At 63.3% G+C, this 21,407-nt stretch carries 19 protein-coding genes; 14 read left to right on the top strand and 5 right to left on the bottom strand.

Translation table 11 applies throughout. The annotated features are described in order from the left end of the window. The first annotated feature begins 37 nt into the window (after positions 1-37). Entirely contained in the window at positions 38-787 is a 750-nt protein-coding gene (locus WDZ97_RS07835; RefSeq protein ID WP_425762374.1) for a sulfite exporter TauE/SafE family protein, read from the top strand. Between the two features lie 317 nt (positions 788-1,104). Here WDZ97_RS07835 and WDZ97_RS07830 read toward each other — a convergent pair whose 3' ends face one another. From WDZ97_RS07830 to WDZ97_RS07815, 4 genes are read right to left on the bottom strand one after another with little or no spacing between them, the layout of a single operon-like run. Beyond that, a complete protein-coding gene (locus WDZ97_RS07830; protein ID WP_425762373.1) occupies positions 1,105-2,046 on the bottom strand; it encodes a dimethyl sulfoxide reductase anchor subunit family protein in 942 nt (313 codons plus the stop codon). A 30-nt stretch (positions 2,047-2,076) separates the two neighbouring features. Next, the gene (locus WDZ97_RS07825; RefSeq protein ID WP_304002975.1) at positions 2,077-2,808 is read right to left on the bottom strand and encodes a 4Fe-4S dicluster domain-containing protein; all 732 of its coding nucleotides are present in this window, start codon (positions 2,806-2,808) and stop codon (positions 2,077-2,079) included. A 55-nt stretch (positions 2,809-2,863) separates the two neighbouring features. Then, positions 2,864-5,770 carry a molybdopterin oxidoreductase family protein gene (locus WDZ97_RS07820; protein WP_425762372.1) on the bottom strand — a complete coding sequence of 969 codons (2,907 nt, stop codon included), beginning with the start codon at positions 5,768-5,770 and terminating at the stop codon, positions 2,864-2,866. A gap of 46 nt (positions 5,771-5,816) precedes the next feature. Next, positions 5,817-7,532, bottom strand: coding sequence for a SulP family inorganic anion transporter (locus tag WDZ97_RS07815; RefSeq protein ID WP_425763006.1), 1,716 nt, complete (start codon positions 7,530-7,532; stop codon positions 5,817-5,819). 564 nt (positions 7,533-8,096) lie between these two features. Between WDZ97_RS07815 and WDZ97_RS07810 the strand changes: the two genes are divergently transcribed. The 11 genes from WDZ97_RS07810 to WDZ97_RS07760 all read left to right on the top strand — a co-directional run bounded on the left by WDZ97_RS07810 (position 8,097) and on the right by WDZ97_RS07760 (position 18,349). Continuing rightward, entirely contained in the window at positions 8,097-9,302 is a 1,206-nt protein-coding gene (locus tag WDZ97_RS07810; protein ID WP_425762371.1) for an aromatic ring-hydroxylating oxygenase subunit alpha, read from the top strand. A gap of 35 nt (positions 9,303-9,337) precedes the next feature. Then, the gene (locus WDZ97_RS07805) at positions 9,338-9,799 is read left to right on the top strand and encodes an aromatic-ring-hydroxylating dioxygenase subunit beta (RefSeq protein ID WP_304002970.1); all 462 of its coding nucleotides are present in this window, start codon (positions 9,338-9,340) and stop codon (positions 9,797-9,799) included. After that, a complete protein-coding gene (locus WDZ97_RS07800; protein ID WP_425762370.1) occupies positions 9,720-10,859 on the top strand; it encodes a 2Fe-2S iron-sulfur cluster-binding protein in 1,140 nt (379 codons plus the stop codon). Before WDZ97_RS07805 ends, WDZ97_RS07800 begins: the two co-directional genes overlap by 80 nt. Positions 10,860-10,869: 10 nt before the next feature. After that, positions 10,870-11,595, top strand: coding sequence for a cyclic nucleotide-binding domain-containing protein (locus WDZ97_RS07795; RefSeq protein WP_304002965.1), 726 nt, complete (start codon positions 10,870-10,872; stop codon positions 11,593-11,595). Between the two features lie 123 nt (positions 11,596-11,718). Continuing rightward, entirely contained in the window at positions 11,719-12,858 is a 1,140-nt protein-coding gene (locus WDZ97_RS07790) for an ABC transporter substrate-binding protein (RefSeq protein ID WP_425762369.1), read from the top strand. Between the two features lie 47 nt (positions 12,859-12,905). Beyond that, complete coding sequence (locus WDZ97_RS07785; RefSeq protein ID WP_304002961.1) at positions 12,906-14,258, top strand: ABC transporter permease subunit; 1,353 nt, start codon at positions 12,906-12,908, stop codon at positions 14,256-14,258. After that, on the top strand, positions 14,258-15,121 hold the full coding sequence (locus WDZ97_RS07780; protein ID WP_020164173.1) for an ABC transporter ATP-binding protein: 864 nt from the start codon (positions 14,258-14,260) through the stop codon (positions 15,119-15,121). The genes WDZ97_RS07785 and WDZ97_RS07780 overlap by 1 nt, the downstream gene beginning before the upstream one ends. A 3-nt stretch (positions 15,122-15,124) precedes the next feature. After that, positions 15,125-15,946: an ABC transporter permease gene (locus tag WDZ97_RS07775; RefSeq protein WP_304002958.1), complete on the top strand. Its 822-nt coding sequence runs from the start codon at positions 15,125-15,127 to the stop codon at positions 15,944-15,946. 11 nt (positions 15,947-15,957) lie between these two features. After that, positions 15,958-16,851: an ABC transporter ATP-binding protein gene (locus WDZ97_RS07770; protein WP_425762368.1), complete on the top strand. Its 894-nt coding sequence runs from the start codon at positions 15,958-15,960 to the stop codon at positions 16,849-16,851. Between the two features lie 168 nt (positions 16,852-17,019). Then, complete coding sequence (locus WDZ97_RS07765; RefSeq protein ID WP_425762367.1) at positions 17,020-17,868, top strand: amidohydrolase family protein; 849 nt, start codon at positions 17,020-17,022, stop codon at positions 17,866-17,868. A 4-nt stretch (positions 17,869-17,872) separates the two neighbouring features. Further along, entirely contained in the window at positions 17,873-18,349 is a 477-nt protein-coding gene (locus tag WDZ97_RS07760) for a GNAT family N-acetyltransferase (protein WP_304002952.1), read from the top strand. Between the two features lie 157 nt (positions 18,350-18,506). Here the strand turns inward: WDZ97_RS07760 and WDZ97_RS07755 are convergent, their stop codons facing one another. Then, a complete protein-coding gene (locus WDZ97_RS07755) occupies positions 18,507-19,091 on the bottom strand; it encodes a TetR/AcrR family transcriptional regulator (RefSeq protein ID WP_304002950.1) in 585 nt (194 codons plus the stop codon). Between the two features lie 245 nt (positions 19,092-19,336). Here WDZ97_RS07755 and soxC point away from each other — a divergent pair, with 245 nt between their 5' ends. Together soxC and WDZ97_RS07745 are read left to right on the top strand one after the other, a co-directional pair. Continuing rightward, on the top strand, positions 19,337-20,647 hold the full coding sequence (gene soxC, locus WDZ97_RS07750) for a sulfite dehydrogenase (protein WP_304002947.1): 1,311 nt from the start codon (positions 19,337-19,339) through the stop codon (positions 20,645-20,647). Further along, positions 20,634-21,260, top strand: coding sequence for a c-type cytochrome (locus WDZ97_RS07745; protein WP_304002945.1), 627 nt, complete (start codon positions 20,634-20,636; stop codon positions 21,258-21,260). The genes soxC and WDZ97_RS07745 overlap by 14 nt, the downstream gene beginning before the upstream one ends. Positions 21,261-21,407 lie beyond the last annotated feature (147 nt).

The following is a 21,407-nucleotide window of genomic DNA, read 5'->3' as shown; positions in this document are numbered from 1 at the left end:
CGCCAGAGCGGCGCAAGGCTCGCATCGGGAGAGCATCATGGTGTTGCTGATGCTGATCGCACTCGTGGTCGGCACTTTGATCGGCGCGGTGGGCGTGGGCGGCATCCTGCTCATTCCAGCGCTGAACCTGATCGGCGGCCTGAGCATACAGTCGGCAATGGCCACCGCCCTGTTCACCTTCGTATTCACCGGCATCGTCGGCACCATCGCCTTCATGCGCCACGGCAGCATCGACCTGCGCATCACGGTGCCGGTATGCGCAGGCGCACTGATCAGCGGCTTTGCCGGTGCCTGGGTGAACGCGCTGCTCAATGCATCGCTGCTGATGATCCTGCTCGCTCTCGTAGTCTGTCTGGCCGGCATATACACGCTGGCCACACGCGGCCGGCCTCGGCGCCCGGTGCTGCATGAGCACCCCGGCCTGCAGCGCGCCATGCTCTTCGGTCTGGGGGGCGTAGCAGGTTTCGGCTCGGGGCTGACCGGTGTCGGCGGTCCGGCGCTGTCGGTACCGATGATGGTGCTCGCGGGCTTCGCACCCTTGACCACGATCGGAACCAGCCAGGTGATACAGATACTGGCCGGCGCGTCAGGCACGCTCGGCAATCTGCGCTTCGGTGTCATCGATTTCGGCCTCGCCGGCGCGCTGGTGCTGTTCGAACTGGCGGGTGTGATGATAGGCGCGCGTATCGTGCACGCCATCAATGCGCAGCGCCTGCGCTTCTGGGTCGGTATCCTTTGTCTGGCGGTCGGTGGCGGGCTGCTGATCAAGGCTGTTGGCGGCTACTAGCACGTGCGGGCGAAGCGCCCGCATCGCATGCTCACCCAGTCATGGCAGACCTTGGTGGACACAATCCGGATCGGCTTCGAGCACGGGGCCGCGCTGTGCGCCCGGACGGAGTGACGGTGCGTTGCGGCACCTGCGTTTGGCGCATGTGCTGCCGGAAGGCGAATGATGACCGGTCGCAACGCGCGCTGTCTCGGCGCAGCGGGAATGCGGCGCCGAAACGGCTTCAATCTGGGGAATGCGCGCAGGCCTTCGACAGCGCTCGATGAGAACCCGGAACCGGATGTGACCGTTGGCGGGCCGCAGCCCGCCAATTGCCTTCAGGAGATGGTCTGGTAGTACAGATTCTGCGGATGATTGGCCTGCGCGAAGAAATACCAGCGCTCGGCCAGCAGACCGATGTACTGGACCGCGAAGGCCAGCCACAGCAGCGGTGCCGACGCGGTCGCTGCACCTGCGCTGAGCAGCAGAACAGGCAGCACGAAGGCAAGCAGCAGGAAGGTCCACTTCACCGAGCGGAGGAACTGCAGCGTCTTGTGATGGAAGAACTCGCGGGTGTTGAAGGAGCCGCCCATCAGACCTTGGGAACGTTGTGCGATGCGCGGATGATGGATGCCGATCGCGGTCTGCAGTGACGAGCGCGGCCGCAGTCGAGCGTTGCGCAGCAGCGACGCGCTTCGCGTGGCCAGACCGGTCAGGGTCAGCGCGATGGCCAGCGACGTCATCACGAACATCAGTTCCGCCTCGCTGAGCGCCGCGTAGGCACTGGCCAGCGTCAGCCCTGAGGCGCAGCCCAGCACCATGTAGTTGATCACGGTGAGCGGGGTGGCCCACTCCTGCAGGAATTTCAGGCATGCGTAGATCATGCCGGTGCAGACGAAGAGCGCCAGCGCCAGCACCGCGCCGATCGCTCCCATCGCCAGAGACAGGGGCCAACCCATGGCATGGCCGAGCGCGTACAGCGCCGTGGTCGCCATGAAGGCCGGCAGTACGATGACTTCGCGCGAAAGCCATGAGGTGCGCCACATCGCCGCACTGCGCCAGGCGCGTTCTGGCCGGCCAAGGTGGAAGAACGACGCGATCAGCCCGGCGCCCGACAACGCAAGACTGATCAGTGCGCCGACGACGTAGAAGTCGTGCCCCGGCGTCGGCGCGGACAGGTTCAGCGCATGCGCGAGCTCACACCCGAAAAGTGCGAGGAAGAGGCCCTGTGCGGCGCCGGTGAGCGTCGTGAGCAGAATGACGGAGAAGGCGGGATTCATCGTGTCGTCCTGTTGAGTGAGGGGAGCGGCTTACCAGCTTGCGGCGTCGTCCAGCGCCGGTGTGCTGGCGTCCGGCATCGGCTTCAGACCATCCACTTTCAGCGGGTTGTCGGTGCGTACGATCTGATCGGGCCGTATGGTCATTTCGGTCTTGCGGCGCGGCAGATAATGGTTAGACGGTTCGGTGCCCCATTCGGGCATCAGCTGGTAGCCGCCGCGCTCGCGTATCGCCTTCGACGCAGACGAATCGGGGTCGTGCACATCACCGAAGATGCGTGCACTGGTCGGGCAGGCCAGCACGCAGGCCGGTTTGCGGTCGCGTTCGGGCAGCGCTTCGTTGTAGATGCGGTCCACGCACAGCGTGCACTTGGTCATTTCCTTGCGCTCTGGATCGAGCTCGCGGACACCGTATGGACAGGCCCAGGAGCAGTACTTGCACCCGATGCACTTGTCGTAGTCGACGAGCACGATGCCGTCCTCGGCACGCTTGTAGCTGGCGCCGGTCGGGCAGACCGGAACACAGGGTGGGTCCTCGCAGTGCAGGCACGACTTGGGGAAGTGCACCGTTTCGGTGTTCGGGTAACTGCCGACCTCGAAAGTCTGCACCCGGTTGAAGAAGGTGCCCGTCGGATCTTCATCGTAGGGATTGAGGTCGGCCAGCGAACCGGCCGTTCCCGACGTGTTCCACGACTTGCAGCTCGTCACGCAGGCCTGGCAGCCTACGCAGACGTTGAGGTCGATCACGAGTGCCAGCTGGGTCATTGCATGTCTCCTGCGCGCAGTCCGCGTTCGAGGGCGAGGGTAGGGGCCGGGGGGCTCATGAGCGCTTCTTCCAGTTGCCGACGAAGTAGGTCAGGACACCGGGGCGTGTCTTCGTGACCCCCGGCAGGGTCTTCATCGGTTCGAACTGCGGCCAGCTCTCCTTGGGCTCGTCGTCGCCGGCGCGATAGATGCGCACGCGCACGTCGTACCAGGCCGCCTGCCCGGTCACCGGGTCGGAATTCGACATGCGCCTCGAAGTGCCCTGCATGGGCAGCTCTTCCGATATCAGGTGGTTCAGCAGGAAGCCCTTGCGCGCCTCGTTGGCCATGGGCCCGAGATTCCACGCGTTGCTCGCCTTGCCGATCGCGTTCCATGTCCAGACGGTTCCGGCCTCGACCGCCTCGCTGTAGCGACACATGCAGCGCACCTTGCCCCACGGCGATTCCACCCACATCCAGTCACCGTCCCCGATGCCCGCAGCGCGCGCGCTGGCCGGATTCACGTGCAGATAGTTGTGCGCGTGGATCTGCCGCAGCCAGGCGTTCTGCGAATCCCACGAGTGGTACATCGCCATCGGCCGCTGAGTCACCGCGTTCAGCGGGTAACGCGTGGTGTCGGTGCTCTGCGACTCCAGCGGCGGGTAGTAGAAGGGCAGCGGGTCGAAGTACTTCTCGACGCGTTCGCGCAGTTCCGGCGGCGGACGGCGTCCGGGCCGCCGCCCCTGGGCGGCCAGCCGGAAGCGCTGCATCACGTCGGAGTACAGGTGGATCAGGATAGGATCCGCATCGCGCCGCATGCGTACCCGCTGTGCCCACTCCATATAGCCCTTGTTCCAGTTGCGCATGTACTGATAGGACGCGGGCAGCACGTAGTGGAAGACACAGTTGTTCTTCGCGTACATCTCCCACTGCTTCGGGTTCGGCTCTCCCCGAATGGCCTTCTGGCCGTCCACGCCGCGCCAGCCGGCGAGAAAACCGATGCCCGACCCTGGCTCTGTCTCGTAGTTCACGATGAAGTCCGGGTAGTCGCGGAACTTGCGCGTGCCATCCGGCCGCACGAAGGCCGGCAGGCCGAGCCGGCTGCCCAGCTCGATCAGTACTTCCTGGAAGGGCTTGCACTGGCCCTTGGGCTCGACCACCGGAATGCGCACCGAGTCGACCGGACCGTCGAACTCGGAGATCGGCCGGTCGAGTATCGACATCACGTCGTGGCGTTCCAGGTAGGTGGTGTCGGGCAGGATGAGGTCGGCGAATCCCGTCATTTCCGACTGAAAGGCGTCGCAGACGACGATGAATGGAATGCGGTACTCGCCGTCCTCCCCCTTGCTATTCAGCATCTGGCGCACTTCGCTGGTGTTCATGGTCGAGTTCCACGCCATGTTCGCCATGAAGATGAGCAGGGTGTCGATCGGGTAGGGATCGCCGCGCCACGCGTTGGTGATCACGTTGTGCATCAGCCCATGCGCCGACAGCGGGTATTCCCACGAGAAGCCCTTGTCGATGCGTACCGGTCGCCCCTCGTCGTCGACGCAGAGGTCAGCCGGGTCAGCCGGAAAGCCCAGCGGCATGCCGTCGAGCGGACTGTTGGGCTTGACTGCCTGCGGGCCGCGTGGCGGCTTGGCGATCGGCGGGATCGCGCGCGGGAAGGGCGCCTTGTGCCGGAAGCCGCCCGGGCGATCTATGGTCCCCAGCAGCGACATCAGGATGGCCAGCGCACGTATCGTGTGAAATCCGTTCGAGTGTGCAGCCAGCCCGCGCATCGCGTGGAAGGACACCGGGTTGCCGGTCACATGGTCGTGTTCGACGCCCCAGGAATCAGTCCATGAGATCGGCAGGTGGATCTTCTGGTCACGGGCCGTCACGCCCATCTCGTGCGCCAGCCGGCGGATGGTGTCCGCCGGAACGCCGCAGATGCCTTCCGCCCATTCCGGCGTGTAGCTCTTGAGGCGGTCGAGCAGCAGCTGGAACGCCGGCTTCACCGGCGTGCCGTCGGGCAGTGCGTAGCAGCCGCGCAGGCGCGGGTCGGCGCCAGGCGTGTGGGTCGGGACCAGCTTGTCGGTCAGGCGGTCCCACCAGTACTTGTTGTGCGGGTAGTCCGGGTTCACCGGATCGCCCTGCGGGTCCATCGCGAACAGCCCGAAATCGTCGGCGTCGGGGTTCTGCATCACCAGCTGGCCGGCGTTGGTGTAGCGGGCCAGGAACTCCCGGTCGTACAGCCCCTTGGCGATGATCTCGTGACACAGCGCCAGCAGCAGCGCGCCGTCGGTGCCCGGCTTGATCGGCACCCACTCGTCGGCGATCGCCGAATAGCCGGTGCGTACCGGATTGATCGACACGAAGCGGCCGCCGTTGCGCTTGAATTTCGACAGCGCCACCTTCATCGGATTGGAGTGGTGGTCCTCCGCCGTGCCGATCATGATGAACAGCTTCGAGCGTTCGAGGTCGGGGCCTCCGAACTCCCAGAAGGAGCCGCCTATCGTGTAGATCATGCCGGCTGCCATGTTGACCGAGCAGAAGCCGCCGTGCGCTGCGTAGTTCGGCGTGCCGAACTGCTTGGCGAACATGCCGGTGAGCGCCTGCATCTGGTCGCGGCCGGTAAACAGCGCGAACTTCTTCGGATCGGTTTCGCGCAGCTTCTTCAGGCGCTCGGCAAGCAGAACGAACACTTCTTCCCAGCTGATCTCGTCGAACTCGCCGGCACCACGCTCGGTGCCGGGTCTGCGGATCAGGGGCTGGGTCAATCGCGCCGGCGACTGCTGTTTCATGATGCCGGATGCGCCCTTGGCGCAGATGACGCCCTGGTTCAGCGGGTGATCCGGATTGCCATCGATGTAGCGGATCTCGCCATTGCGCAAATGAACGCGGATGCCGCATCGGCAGGCGCACATGTAGCAGGTGGTCTTCTTGACATCCAGTTCCTCCACCGGCTCGGCATGCGGGTTCGACAGACGGACTGTGCTCATCGATGACTCCATGGTGGTGATTGACGTTCTTGGCGCTTGGCGGCGGTCAGCGGGGGCTGCCATCGGGTAGCCGTTCCTTGCATTGCCTGAAGATGCGGCTCCGGCAGTTCGCGCAGACCTGCGGATCGAGGCGCGGATAGAGCGTGCCGATCACGTCGTCGCCGATCGCGAAGAGGTTCTCCGGTCCGATGTCCTCGAGCTGCCCGCCACGCTCCAGCGTGCTGCGTGCCTGGTCGTTCAGACGGTGGAAATAGAGCCCTCCACCGCGCGCGCGCCGTCGCCGCGCTTCGTCGGCAAGCAGGTCGGCTCCGGATGCGTCGATGAAGTTGATGCCGGGCGCCAGCACGAGCAGATGGCGCTGTTCCGGATGGACTTCTTCCAACTGATGGAGATGGCGCTTCACGTGATCGATGGCGCCGAAATACAGTTCGCCGTCGATGAACTCCATCTTCAGCTGCGGACAATCCGGCTCGTCGCGCTGTGGAACAAAGTGGTACTGGCCTTCGCCGGGTGCCGGTACGGCGGGGCGTATGCCGGGTCGAGCGGTGCGCTCCAGGTAAAGCACCAGAGAGAGAATGACGCCGGCGTAGATAGCGAACTCGAGCTGGAAAACGAGGGTGGAGGCAAGCGTCGCGAAAAGCACCGCGGACTCGCGGCGGCTGGTGCGCATGACTGCGCGGATGTGCTTCACGTCGATCAGTGCGTAGGCGACCATGAAAAGGATGGCGGCCATCGAAGCGATCGGCAGGTAGCGCGCCAGCGGCACGAAGAACAGCAGCGTCAGAACCAGGAAGCTGGCCGAGAACACCGATGACAGTGGTGTTACCGCACCCGCTTCGTAGTTGATGCCGCTGCGCGTGAACGATCCGCTCGATACGTACCCCGAGAAGAAGCTCCCTGCCAGATTGGCCAGACCCTGTCCGAAGAACTCCTGGTTGCCGTCGATGTGCTGGCCGGATTTCGCTCCGACGGCGCGCGCGATCGACAGCGCTTCAGTCAGGGACAGCAGGGTAACGGCGAGCGCGATTGCGCCCAGCTGGTGCAGCACCTCCATTGACAGCAGCGGTGCGGAGAGCGGCGGCAGACTGCGTGGAATTTCCGACACCGTCTCGATGCCCGCATCGTGACCGAGCACCGCTTTCACGCCGAGCGCGTAGAGGCTGCCGATCACCATCGCCACGATCATGTACGGCACGCGTGGCAGGTGACGTTTGGTGAGTATCCCGGCTGCGAGCGTCACGGCACCCACGCCCGCCACCTGCCAGTTGATGTCGCCGGCTGCTGCCGCAAAGCGGGACAGCGTGCCGAAGAACTCGCCGCCGGAACCGTAGTGCAGACCGAAGAAGTTCTTCAGCTGGCTGACGGCGATCAGCACGGCGGCGCCGGCGGTGAAGCCGATGACCACGCTGTGCGAGATGAAATTGACCAGCATGCCCATGCGCGCGAAGGCAAGCGCGAGCTGCAGCAGACCGACCATGAAGGTGAGCGTCAGGACGTAGGCGATGTAGGTCGCGCTGCCCGGCTCGGCCAGCGGGCTGATGGTCGAGAACACGACGATGGAGAGCGCCGCCGTCGGGCCGGATACCAGATGCCGCGACGACCCGAACAATGCTGCAAAGATGACCGGAATGATCGCGGCGTAAAGACCGTACTCCGGCGGCATTCCGGCAATGTGGGCGTAGGCCACCGCCTGGGGCAGCAGGATGATGGTGCCGCTCAGGCCTGCCATGGCGTCGCTGCGGAGCGACGCCCGGTTGACCATGGGCCACCAGCGTCGCATGGGCAGCAATGACAGGCCGGTGCTGTGTGCGCGGTTGGAGAGCGGATTCAAGCGTGGGGCTTCCGTGTTGAATGTACGCATCGACAGGTGTGTGAGGCTGCGGAGTGCGATGAACTGGGGGAGCGCATGACAGAGCCCCTACGCAAGTTCAATGCCACTGCACGTACGCGTATGCAGCGCAAAGGCTTAACCAGCGAGACATCAAGGCTGTACGGACAGGATTGCTAAGCAGCTTTCCCGTCTGCGGAGGTGGCAGCGCGATGTGCTGTCGGGAGGTGATGAGGTGGCGATGTTTCCTCAGGAAACGCTGGGGTGTTTCACGAGGAAACCGCAGGCCCGGTCGCTGTCGAGGGGCATCGCGGTGAAGTCGTCGAGGCGGGAGGGCGCGGAGCACGCAGAAGGCTTGCGCAGCAAGGGTTCTGGCGCATCGACGAAGTCTGTCCTCAGCTGCGGGCACGCCTTCTGCTAAGTCGGGTTATCGGCGCATTACCGTCGATCCGAGCAGCTGTACGACATCACCTCGTTACGTACCGGAAAGGACCTCACATGTCTCGCAACGCAGTGGAGTGGAAGCAGACGCCGAGCTTCCCTGAATCTCACTATGTCGATACGCGCATCTATACCGAGGAGGACATCTTTCTCGACGAGCAGCGCAAGATCTTCAACAAGTGCTGGATCATTGCCTGCCACGAGTCGGAGATTCCGAACGCCTACGACTACCGCACGTTCAGCCATCCCGGCGGGCCGCCGCTCATCGTGATCCGCGGTGAGGACATGAAGGTGCGGACCTTTTACAACATCTGTCCGCATCGCGGCAATACGCTTCTTTACGAGCCGGTTGGAAATGCCAAGCGCATTACGTGCATCTTCCACGCGTGGTCGTTCAACGCGACAGGCGACTGCATCGACATTTCCCGCGGCAAGGAGGGCTATCAGGACCGCTTTGGCTGCAAGGATGCAGGGCTGCGCGAGGTGAAGACCGAACTGGGTTTCGGCGGCTTCGTGTGGGTGAACGTCGATGACGAGAGCTGCACCCTGAGGGAATACATCGGTGAGGCGATGGGCATGCTCGACGAGCATCTGGACCAGCCGCTCGAGGTGTTCCACTACCACAAGGCTGTCGTGAATACGAACTACAAGCTGTGGCACGACACGAACAGCGAGTTCTATCACGACTACATGCATTACTTCAATCGCATCACCGGCATGATCCAGCCTGGTTACTTCGACCGGAAGTACACCGGTTATCCGAACGGTCACGCATCGGTGGGTTCGATGGCGATCAAGTACGACGCCTACGAGGGCAGCAAGGCACGTGGTGTGGGCTGGCCTGGTCTGGCTCCGGGCGGCTGGGTGCTCATCGATATCTTCCCCGGCATGACCTACAACCTGCGCACCTCGGTGCTGCGCATGGACACGGCTATTCCGCTCGGTCCGAACAAGCTGCTGATCGAGTTCCGTGGGCTTGGACTCAAGAGCGATACGCCTGAACAACGCGCCGAGCGCATCCGTGACCACAACATGATCTGGGGGCCGTTCGGCCGCAACCTGCACGAGGACCTTCTTGGCGTCCACGGCCAGGGACTTGCGATGCGCGAGCGCACGGACAGTCGTTGGGTGATCCATGGGCGCGAGGAGAACATGACCATCCATGACGAGGGCGGGATGCGTCACTTCTATGCCGAATGGAGCCGCCGCATGGGACGCAAGGCCTATGACCCGTACGGCGAGCAGGCCGTTGCGGCGAAGTGACTCCTGATCAACCGAACCGATACGAGAGGGCAAGCGTGGATACCAGAACCGCCATTACCGAACTCATCCACAGATCCGGTCTGATCATGGACGAGCGCGATTTCAAGGGCTATCTCGACCTGTGTGCGCCGGATTACCAGTACCGCATCACCGCATACAGCCCCGAAATCCGCAAGGACATGACGTGGCTGGAGCATGACAAGGCCGGAATGAAGTCGCTGTTCGAGAACCTGCATCGGCACAACAGCGACAAGTCGCCGATCAGTCGCCACATCAATGTCTGCCTGGTGGACATTGATGAGTCGGCGGAGGAGGCGAGCGTCACCAGCACGATCGAGGTGTTCCGCACCACGCTCGATGGTGGCGAGACCGAGCTGTTCGCGGTAGGCAAGCTGTACGACAAGGTGACGCTCGGCCATGACGGCCCGGCTTTGCGCAGTCGGAACGTGCGCCTCGATACGCGGCTGCTTGGCTACGGCTATCACATTCCGTTCTGACCTCGGCCGGGGACACGACATGAAAATCCAGGTCAACGCACGAAACCGCACGCATCTGTTCGAAGCTTCACCGGGCGAGAAGATCCTGCACGGCGGTCTGGCGCGGGGCATCGCACTTCCCTACGAATGTGCCAGTGGAACCTGTGGCACCTGCAAGGCGAAGCGGGTGTCCGGCGATATCGATGACGCCTGGCCTGATGCGCCCGGGCGCAAGAGCCTGAAGTCGGCCGACGAGTTCCTGATGTGTCAGTGCGTGGCCCGGACCGATGTCGTGGCGGAGGTGCCCGCCTTCGTACAGATGATGGACACCGGCTCCTGCGTGCCCTGCGCAGGCGCCGGGCGCATCGCCTCGACCGAGATGCTCACGCACGACGTGATGCTGATCGATGTCGAAACGGACGCACCGGTGGAGTTCGATGCCGGCCAGTTCGTGCTGCTCGGTGTCGACGAGGTTGAGGGGATGCGCGGCTGGTCGATGGTCAACTTCGACCGCCATGCGCGCACCTTGCGCTTCGTCGTCCGGCGCAAGCCGGGAGGCGTGCTCTCGGACTGGCTGTTCGGCGCTGCATCGCGTGTCGGGACACGTGTATCGCTGTTCGGCCCGCTGGGGCACGCAACCTTCTACCCCAGCCTTGGACGCGATTTGCTGTGCATCGCCGGCGGCAGCGGCATCGCGGGCGTCATGTCCATCCTTTCGCGCGCCGAGCAGGACGAGTACTTCAGTCGGCACGCGGGTGACGTGTTCTTCGGCGTCCGTACGTCTCGCGATGTGTACTTTCTCGACGAGTTCACGCGCCTGCGTCGTGTCTGTGGCGAGGGACTCGCCGTCACCGTCGCCTTGAGCGATGAGGACCCGCCGTCCTCGCTGGTGAACGATTACCCGCTGATCCGCTTCGATCGAGGCTTCGTTCACGAGGTGGCCAAGCGGCACATGGTGGGACGTCTGGGCAACGTCATTGCCTATCTTGCTGGGCCGCCACCGGCGGTCGATGCCTCGATCCGGATGCTGCTGCTGTCGCGCGTCACCGCAGACAACATCCGGTACGACAAATTCAGCTAGGACCGCCGGTATGCAAAAACAGCGAATCTGCAGTGCGTCGGACGTCCCGGACAACGGGATGAAGAGCTACGACATCGAGGGCATGAAGATCCTCGTGGTGAATGCCGGCGAGTGCTTCCATGCGTATCAGGGGCTGTGTCCACACCAGGACGTGTGCCTCGACGAAGGGTACTTCGACGGCCAGTTGCTCACCTGTCACCAGCATCTGTGGCAGTGGGATATCCGGACCGGCGAAGCCGTCGGCCTGGCGGAGGCGCCGCTCGAGAAGTACGAGGTGGAGGTCAGCGAGGGCGAGATCTTCGTACTGCAGTCGAGTGCGCTCAAGGCGGTGGACATGTTGAAGGACGTCTCCGCTGCGTCGCTCGAGCGGCTGGAGGGGTTGGCCCGACGGGAGCAGCTCTCCGCGGGCACGGTGATCTACGAGGTCGATGACCCGGCGGATGACCTCTACGTGCTCGAGTCGGGGCGCGTGGAATTCACGATAGGGCGCGACGACCGCACGCGGCTCGCGGGCTTCATGTTGCGCAAGGGCGAAGTGTTCGGCTGGGCGGCTCTGCTGGAGCAGCATCCCCGTCGCATTGCCCGCGCCGTCTGCCATGAGGACTCGGTGCTGTTGCGATTGAACGGCGAAGCGATGCTGGATGCGCTGGAAGCCGATCCGACCTCGGGACTGATGGTGATGCGACGGCTGGCGACGCTGGTCGCGCGCCATACGACAGGACCCCAGAACAGTTAGTACCGGACCGGACAGACGGTCCCGAAGTGTCCGGAAGGAACGGAGGCGAGGGTATGCAGATGCAGTGATGTGGCAGTGCGGAGACTTCGATGTCCATACCAACAATCAGGAGGAGAGTTTGCCATGGGTAATCTCAGGAATCGGGTATGCAGGATGGTGTCGACGCTGCTCGCAGCGGCGGCGTGTGCGCTGACAGGTGGCGTCGCGCAGGCCGGCGACATCAACTTCGGCAAGGTGGGCGAACCGGTGAAGCTGGTGGTGGGCTACCAGCCCTACTACACGGAGTCGTGGTCGGGTGTCGTCATGCGCGGCAAGAAGTTCTACGAGAAGTACCTGCCCAAGGGCTCCAAGGTCGACTTCGCGGTGGGCCTCCAGGGTGCGGTCGTCGTCAATGCGATGCTCGCCGGCAAGCAGCACATCGGTTACGTCGGTGACATGCCGGGCATCGTATCGACGACCAAGCAGCAGGTCGCCGACATCCGCATCGTCGCGGCGCTCGGCCTGGGCAAGGACCAGTGCAACATCTTTCTCGCCCGCAAGGACGCGCCCAACTTCGCATCGCCGAAGGAGGCACTGAAGTGGCTCAACGGCAAGAACGTGGCGGTGCCCAAGGGCAGTTGCACCGACCGCTTCGCGCAGGAGACCTTCAAGAAGGAGAGCATCACCCCGGGCGCCTATCTGAACCAGAACATTGAAGTCATCACCAGCGGCTTCCGCGCCGGCAAGCTGGATGCCGCGGTGGTCTGGGAGCCGACGGCGTCACGCCTGGTGCAGGAAGGTTTGGCGAAGCGCGTCGCGTCCGGAACGGCGGTCGACGAAAGCGACGGCGGCTTTCTCACCATGCGTGAGGACCTGATCCGCACCCGTCCGGATGTCGTGAAGGCCTGGCTGAACGCGGAGCTCGATGCCCAGCTCTTCCTCGCTGACCCTGCCAATGCGCAGGAAATCGCCCGCATGGCGATGGAACAGACCACCGGTTTCACCGAGCGCGCGCTCTGGTCATCGATGTTCCTGCGCTATCCGGACAGCGCCGGCGGCGTCGATCAGCGCCTGCTGCTTCCCTTCACGATCACGCCCGAAGTTCAGGCACTCATTACCGATGCCACCGCCTTCCTGTTCGCCATCAAGAGCATCAACGTCGACAAGCTTCGCCCGGAAGCCGTGATGCCCGAGTTCACCCAGGCTGTCCTCAAGGAGCGCGGACTGACTTCGCCGATCGGTGCCGTCAAGGCGCTGCCGGAGTCCGCCTACAAGGGTAACTGAGCGCGTCCGCACGGGGCGGACGCGTCACACGTTGAATGCGAGGGAACATGGAACAAGTCGAACGCTTGCTGAAGCGGACCTTGCCCTTCCAGGTCGTGTCGCCGGAAACGCTGGACGGCATTGCCGAGATCTCGAGACATGAGGTCTTCAAGGCGGGTGAGGTCATCTACGGGGCTGGTCAGCCAGCCGAAGAGGTCTACGTACTGGTTTCGGGCCGGGTTGCGCATCGGATCGATCCGGACATCAAGGCGCGTGTGCATGAGAAGGAACTGCAGGTCGGCGATGTCTTCGGCTGGGCCGCGATACTCGAGGGCGAGAAGGTGCGGCTTGCCGACGTCGCCTGTATCGAGGCGGCCGAAGTCCTGAAGATCGACGGCGCGCGCCTGCTGGAACTTCTGCGCAAGGACGTCAATTTCGGTGAGGCGGCGCTGAAGAGCTTTTCCCAGCTTATCAGTCAGCAGTACTACCTCCCGCCGTCGGTGTCCGAGCGCGTGCCGACCACGCTGTCCAAGGTGGGGGACACGCGTACACCCGCCTCGAACGAGGCGGAGCCGCAGACGGCCTCGGCGTGGACACTGACCATGTACCGGGCTGGCGAGTGGCTCAGGAGCCCTGACCCCTACCTGATGATGGTGGGCTTCGCGCTGATGCTGGGCTTCTGGTACCTGACGGTGGAAGTGCTCAAGCTGCCGCGCTTCGAGGATCTGCCGGGCCTGACTACGGTGGTGAAGGAGTGGTTCGCCGAGGATCCGGTCTATGGCATGTCGATCTACACGGCAGAGTACTACCAGCACATCTGGGTGAGCATACGGCGCGTGGCCATCGCCTTCCTGCTGGCGACCGCGCTCGGGGTGCCGCTGGGCCTGTTCCTGGGATGGTCGCGCAGCTTCCGCGAGTACGTATTCCCGGTGTTCGAGCTCCTTCGCCCGATCCCGATCCTCGCATGGGTGCCGCTGGCCATCATCATGTTCTCTGGCAGCGAGACGCCGGTCATCTTCCTCACCTTCCTCGCCTCCTTCTTTGCGACCGCACTCAACACGATGCTCGGTGTGGAGTCGATCGACGAGTCCTACACGCGTGCCGCCTGCTGTCTCGGGGCGAATCGCTGGCAGGTATTCAAGGAAGTGATCGTGCCGGGCTCCATGCCCTACGTGTTTACCGGACTGCAGATATCGGTCGGTGTCGCGTGGTTCTCGCTGGTGGCTGGTGAGATGGTGTCCGGGCAGTACGGACTGGGCTACGTGATCAACACGTCCTACACGATGGTCAGATACCCCACCATCATCATCGGCATGGTGACTCTTGGCATCGTCGGCTACACGACGAGTGCGATGGTCCGGGTTGCCGGCAACTACATGATGCAGTGGCGTCTGCGTGAAATGGCTCTGGGAGGTCGGTGATGAGTGCTGTGCTTGAGAAGGTACGTACGCAGGGCAACGAGGCGCGCTACGGGGCGATCCGCATCGACGACGTGGTCAAGATCTACGACCCCGAGGGGGCCGCAGTCATGGCGGTCGATCACTGCACGCTGGATATCAAGGCAGGCGAGATCTGCATGATCGTCGGGCCGTCCGGCTGCGGGAAGACGTCGCTGCTGAACGCGATCGCAGGCTTCCACGACATCACCTCGGGCGCCATCTACATGGATGGAGAGATGCTCTGCGGTCCTGGCAAGCCGAAGGCAGACCCGGGTGCCGACCGCATCGTGGTGTTCCAGAACGGCGCGCTGTTCCCGTGGAAGACGAATCTCGAGAACGTTGCCTTCGGCCCGATGATGCAGGGCAAGCTGAGCAAGAAAGAGATCATCGAGAAGGCGCGCAGCATGATGGCCGATGCGGGCCTCAGCGGCACCGAGCACAACTATCCGGGTGAGGTGTCATCGGGCCTGAGGCGACGGGTCGAGATCGTGCGCGCACTGATGAACGACCCCAAGGTGCTGCTGTTCGACGAGCCCTACCGGGCGCTCGATTCGCTGACCCGGTCGGTGATGCACGAGTCGCTGCTCGACATCTATTACAAGAACAAGGTGACCATCTTCTTCATTACCCACGACCTGGAAGAGGCGATCTTCCTCGGCCACAAGCTGGTGATCATGACGACGCGGCCGTGTCGCCCGAAGAAGGTGCTCGAGGTCGACATACCGCATCCGCGGGACTACAGCGTGCTGACCAGCCCGCGTTTCCGCGAACTGCTCGAGGAAACCGCGTCGGTCGTGCATGAAGAGGCGCGCAAGTCTTTTGCTTCCGGCGAGAAGGAGGGCTGAGCGATGAACATGAAGAAGATACGGCGTTCGCTATTCAGTCGCACGACGCTGCGCGCCATCGTGTCGATCACCGTTTTCCTGATTCTGTGGGAGGCGGGATCGCGGTCGAAGGAATGGGCGGGCTTCACGATGCCCTGGATCGGGCTGGTACCGCCGCCGACTAGCGTGCTGTCGGTGTGGTGGGACCTGCTGGGTGATACCGGCTACTGGCAGAGCTGGTACCTGAGCCTGATGCGCGTACTGAGCGGCTTCGTCGCGGCGATGGTGATCGGCATACCGCTTGGCCTGCTGATGGCGGTCAGTCGAACTTTCAATTCGATCACCTTCCCGTCGTTCGAAATCCTGCGGCCGATACCGCCGCTTGCCTGGGTGCCGGTCGCCATCATCTTCTGGCCGACCGAAGAGCTGTCGATTGCGTTCGTCACCTTCCTCGGCGCCTTCTTCACGGTGGTGATCAACGTGCTGGGCGGTGCGCGGTCGATCGACATGCGCTTCTACCAGTCTGCACAGGCCATGGGCTCGTCGCAGTGGGACATCTTCAGGCGCATCGTGCTGCCGGCGACCGTGCCGTCCATCGTGGTGGGTTCATCGGTGGGCATGGGCATCACCTGGAACGTGGTGGTGGCCGCCGAGATGATTTCCGGCGGCGGTGGCGGCGGGGGATCGGGCGGCGGTCTCGGGTTCTTCATCTGGAACTCCTATGTCGGCGGCTCCTATGAGCAGATCGTCATCGGAATGATCAGCATCGGCATCGCCGGCTATGCGTGCAGCGAGCTTCTGCGCGGCATCGGTGGCTTCTTCACGCCCTGGCTCAGAACACGGTAAGGAGGTGAATCATGGCAAGTGCACAACACGGTGCGATGGCGCCGATCACCAGCAAGATCGCGATCAGTGCCGGGGAAATGATCGTCAGCAATGTCAGCAAGTCCTATGGCACGGGGCTGTTCGAGAAGAAGGTGGTGAAGGACTGTTCGTTCAACGTCGAGCGCGGCAAGCTCACCGTGATGATCGGTCCCTCCGGCTGCGGCAAGAGCACCCTGATCAAGTTGCTTGCGGGTTTCGAGAAGCCGACGACGGGCAACATCCTGCTGAACGGCAAGCCGGTCACCGGGCCGGGTCGGGATCGACTGGTGGTGTTTCAGGAGTCGGCGCTTTTTCCGTGGATGACGTCGTACGACAACATCATGTATGGACCGATTGCGCGAGGTGAGGACGACAAGAAGGCCCGCGATCTCGCCGAGTTCCTGCTCGACAAGGTGGGCCTGCGCGACTTCCGCAGCAAGTATCCGATGCAGCTGTCCGGTGGCATGCAGCGGCGGGCGGAACTCGCGCGCGCGATGATCAACAACCCTGAAGTGATGATCCTCGACGAGCCGTTCCGCGGACTGGACGCGATGTCGAAGGAACTGATGTGGGAGTACTACTCCGCGCTGTACGAGGAGTCCCGCCGCACGACCTTCTTCGTTACCACCGACATCGACGAGGCGCTGTTCCTGGCCGACCGCCTGATCATCATGAGCAACATCCCGACCCGGGTGAGAGCCACCATCGAGGTGGACATTCCGCGGCCACGCAAGCTGGCCGACTTCTTCCTCGGCGACCGCGCCAATGAAGTGAAGATGACCGCGCTGTCACTGCTGCACGAAGAGGCCATGAGGTCCTTCGCCGGCGGCAGCAAGGCGGCGGCCGACTTCGTCGAATCCTACGCAAGGAGATCACAGAGGGCGTGACGCATCGCGCCACACGGCGCGCGGCGGAACACCTTGACGTGCGTGCCTGACGGTACGCGCGCGGGGACCGCTCGCGCCAAGAAAACGCGGATTCGCTTCAAGGCATTTCCGCGCAACAGCCGGACGGGGCTCTGCCCCACTCTCAACGACTCAAGACAGGCGGACACCATGACCCAGACCGTGATCGACATGCGCAGCAGACCTTCCTACCTGCATGACTTCTATGGCGCAACGCCGGACACCCCCTCGTTCGAGGTGGTGAAGTGGCTGAATCGCCGGACCGGATCCCAGGACGAATTGCATTTCACCCGCTCGAAGAACGCCAGTTCCTTCGTCAAGGAGATCCGCGCAGCGGGGATAGCCCAAGCTGTCGTGGTTGGCCGTGACACACCGGGGATCAAGCATTCGAACGACGAGATCATGAAGATGGTGTCGGAGCACAAGGAGCTCGTGGGCATCGGCTCGGTCGATCCGCACGCCAGCGGCATCAAGGCGGCGACCGACGAAATCGAGCGCGCGGTCGGCAAGCTCGGCCTGAAGGGCATCAACATCGAGCCCGGCTTCTGCAATCCGCAGGTGGCTGCCGACGATGCGCAGCTCTATCCGGTGTACGAGGCCTGCCAGGCGCTCGGCGTGCCGGTGACCATCATGTCGGGTCCGACCACGCCGCGCTTCGAACTGACCGATCCCGCGTCGATCGGCCGCGTGGCGAAGAATTTTCCTCAGCTCAAGATCGTCTGCTATCACGGCTTCTGGCCCTACGTGAACGAGATGGTGGGCATCGCCTTCCGCTGGGACAACGTGTTCGTCGTCGCCGACATGTACATCTTCCTGCCCGGTGGCTCGCTGTATGTCGAGGCGGCGAATGGCTTCATGCAGGACCAGTTGCTCTTTGGCAGTTCCTATCCTTTCCGTGCGATGGCGCAGTCCGTCGAAGACTACCGCGCGCTCGGCTTCAAGGAGTCAGTCATCGACAAGGTGATGGGTGGCAACGCGAAGCAGGTTCTCGGACTCTGAGGCAATGGGCGGGGAGGCGGCGATGAAGTCATTAGGGCAGGCCATATCGATACGAAGAGCGGGAGATGAAGATCTCGACTGGCTGCTCGACATGTACACATCGCTCGACTTCTCGCCCGAGCCATCATTGCCGCTGACCGAGGCGCAGGTGCGGTTCAGAAAGATCATGCGGTATCCCGATTACCGCATCTTCGTCGCCGAATGCGACGGTGACCGGGTGGGGACTTTCGCCCTGATCATCGTCGATGGCCTGGCGCACGGAGGGCGTCCGCACGCGGTCGTCGAGGATGTGGTGGTCGCCCCCGGACATCGCCAGCGAGGTGTCGGCCAGGCGATGATGCGCTACGCGATGGATTGTTGTGCCGAAGCGGGGTGCTACAAGCTCGCGTTGTCCAGCCACACGAGGCGTGAAAAAGCGCACCGCTTCTATGAGCTCCTCGGATTTGAGCGCCATGGCTACAGCTTCATGGTCGAGTTCTGATGTGTCCGCACGAACGCGGATCGGGCTCCGGCTCGCGCTGCGCCACATTTCCCATCCTGTCACGCACGGGGCGGAGCATGGAGTGCCGGTGGCGGCGGGCGATCGATGGTGGCGAGCCCGCGGCAAGGTTGCAGGGCATCGGCGAGTGATGACGGCTTCAGCCGATCGCCAGCATGCGGAGCGCCATCTCATTGAAGCGCTCGGAAATCGTCTCTGCGCCGAGCGAGCCGTCCGGACGCATCCAGAGGTAGCTGTAGAAATACATGCCCAGTACGCCTTTCAGCACGACCGGGTCGTATGGCCTGAAGAGACCCTGTTCGGCGCCGGCGATGAAGGCGTCCTTCCAGACACGTTCGTAGCGCGTGTGCAGCGCCAGCACTTCCGCACGGCGCGTATCTGTCAGCGACTGGACTTCCCGAAAGCACACCGTCAGCTCCGCCTGATGGGACGCGATCATCGAGATCAGGTGGTGACCCAGTATGCAGATGCGCCTTCTCGGGTCCGTTTCCTGTTCTGCGGTCACTGCAAGTTCGTTCAGATCGGTGATGTACTCGCGGGCAATGTCGTAGAGAAGGTCGTCCTTGCTGCGGATGTGGTGGTAGAGCGCCCCTCGGCCAAGCTGTACTGCGTTCTGCAGCTCGGTCATTCCCACCGCGTGATAGCCGCGCTCGGCAAAAAGGCGGGCGGCCGCCTTTACGATGCGTGCCCGCTGCGAACGGTCGTCCTTCGTGTCGACGCTCATGAGGTCGGCCCCGGAGGGGCCAGAGTCCAAAGATCTGCAGATCATAAATTACCCGCTGTGCCTTGCGTTCAAAGCATCGTGCCCAAAGCGATGCGTTGAGCGACATCCACGCGGTGGGGATGCCACGGAGCGAGTTTCGTCCGCCGCCCGCAGGAATTGATTGATCCAGCCAGTACGCCGACGTAGTATACCGACCGATCGGTACAGTCCGGTCATCGGAGATTCCCAACCACCTGGAGGTCATCGTGGATCAGAAGATTGACGGAGTACGTTTGGTCGCGGCCGCTCGAACCGAACTCGAAGCCCACAGTTCGATTACGCACAATCCGTCGCGACGCGCGCTGCTCGCGAAGACGGCCGCCGCCGCGGTGACCGGGCTGGCTGGTGTCGGTGTCGCGCGCGCGGAGCCGCTGTCGGTGCCGGAGTCGAACAAGACACTCGGACGCCCGCTGCCCCCTGAAGAGTACGGTGTGCCATCGAAGTACGAGTCGCACGTCAAACGACGGCGAACCGACGTGCTGGTGAACAAGCAGAACTATTCGGACTGGAGCTTCACGCCCCTGCATCAGCAACTGGGTACCGTCACTCCGAACGGGCTGATCTACGAAAGGCACCACAACGGGGTACCTGACATCAACCCCGATCAGCATCGTTTCGTCATTCACGGCATGGTCCGCCAGCCCTTGGTGTTCTCCATGTCCGACCTGATGAAGTATCCGTCGGTGTCGCGCTTCCACTTCATGGAGTGCTCGGGCAATGGTCTGACTGACTGGCTGAAGCCGGCTGCCCGCACCGTGCAGCAGACACACGGACTGCTGTCATGCGCGCAGTGGACCGGCATTCCGGTATCGACGTTGCTCGACGAGGCGGGCGTCTCCCCTTCGGCGACGTGGGCACTGGCCGAGGGCGGGGATGGTGCGGCGCATGCACGCAGTATTCCGATGAAGAAGCTGATGGAGGACGCGCTCATCGTCTATGCGGCAAACGGCGAAATGCTCAGACCGGAGAACGGTTACCCGCTCCGTCTGTTCATTCCGGGCTGGGAAGGCAACGTCAGCATCAAGTGGCTGCGCCGGCTCAAGCTGGGCGACCAGCCCTGGCACCTGCGCAGCGAGACCGCGCGCTACACAGACCCGATGCCCGACGGCAAGTGGCGTCAGTTCAGCTTCGAGATGGAGGCGAAGTCGGTGATCACCTCACCTTCGGGCAGCATGAAGATCCGCCCGGGGCCGATCGAGATCGTCGGCTTCGCATGGTCCGGCAAGGGGAGCATACGTGCGGTGGACGTCACGCTCGATGGCGGTCGTACGTGGCGCCAGGCGCAACTGGAAGGGCCGGTGATGGACAAGTGCCTGACGCGATTCCGGCTGCAGTGGAACTGGAACGGTGGTCCGACAACGATAGCGAGCCGCTGCGTCGACTCGACCGGCTATGTCCAGCCGACGGTCGAAGACATCCAAAAAGTACGCGCGATCACCGGCTTCGTGCAGCACCACAACGGGGTGTTCCCGTGGTCCATCAACGAAGCGGGGGAGGTGAAGAATGCGATCGCTTGAAACAGTCACGATGGCTCTGGCCACTGTCATGCTGCTGGCGGGCTGCGCGGGAAATACCGTGAGCTCGACGACGGCATCGCCTCATGCCCGCTCGATGGCGCTCGGCGCCCCCGTCGCAGAAGCGGATCTCGTCGCGTGGAATATCGATGTCCGCGGCCCGGACGGGCAGGGGCTGCCGCCGGGTTCCGGCAACGCGCGGACAGGCAAGGCGCTGTTCGACGCAAAGTGCGCGTCGTGCCATGGCGCCGCGGCGGCTGGTGGTCCGATGTTCGGAACCATGGTTGGCGGTATCGGCTCGTTCAAGACAGACAAACGTCTGCTCACGCCGGGCAGCATGTATCCGTATGCCCCGGCACTGTTCGATTACATCCGCCGCGCAATGCCGCTGACCGAGCCGCAGTCGCTCAGTAACGACGAGACCTACGCGGTGACGGCTTACCTGCTGCACCTCAACGGGTTGGTGGACCAGGACGTGGAAATGAACTCGACCAGCCTGGCGGCGATCCGGATGCCGAACCGGGACGGCTTCATCGTCGACGACCGGCCTGATACGAGCGCAGCCCGGTGCATGCAGGACTGCAAGCCGCTTCGCACGAGCGTTGCAGCACCTTGAGGAGGCGATGGCAGATACGTTCGCCATCTACACGGCAGACAGTGATCAGGACTGCACTCGCTGATACTGACTGATGGATTGCCGGGGTAGCGTCGGCGTGGCCGACCGCTCCGACGCCAGGAGGTGTGTCCATACCCGGCCGATCTC

Origin of the sequence: Methyloversatilis sp. MC4-4 (assembly GCF_049843555.1) — a bacterium.
Taxonomy (GTDB): Bacteria; Pseudomonadota; Gammaproteobacteria; order Burkholderiales; family Rhodocyclaceae; genus Methyloversatilis; species Methyloversatilis discipulorum_B.
Note: the sequence above shows the minus strand (reverse complement) of the source record. Positions and strands in the feature narration are given on the sequence as shown.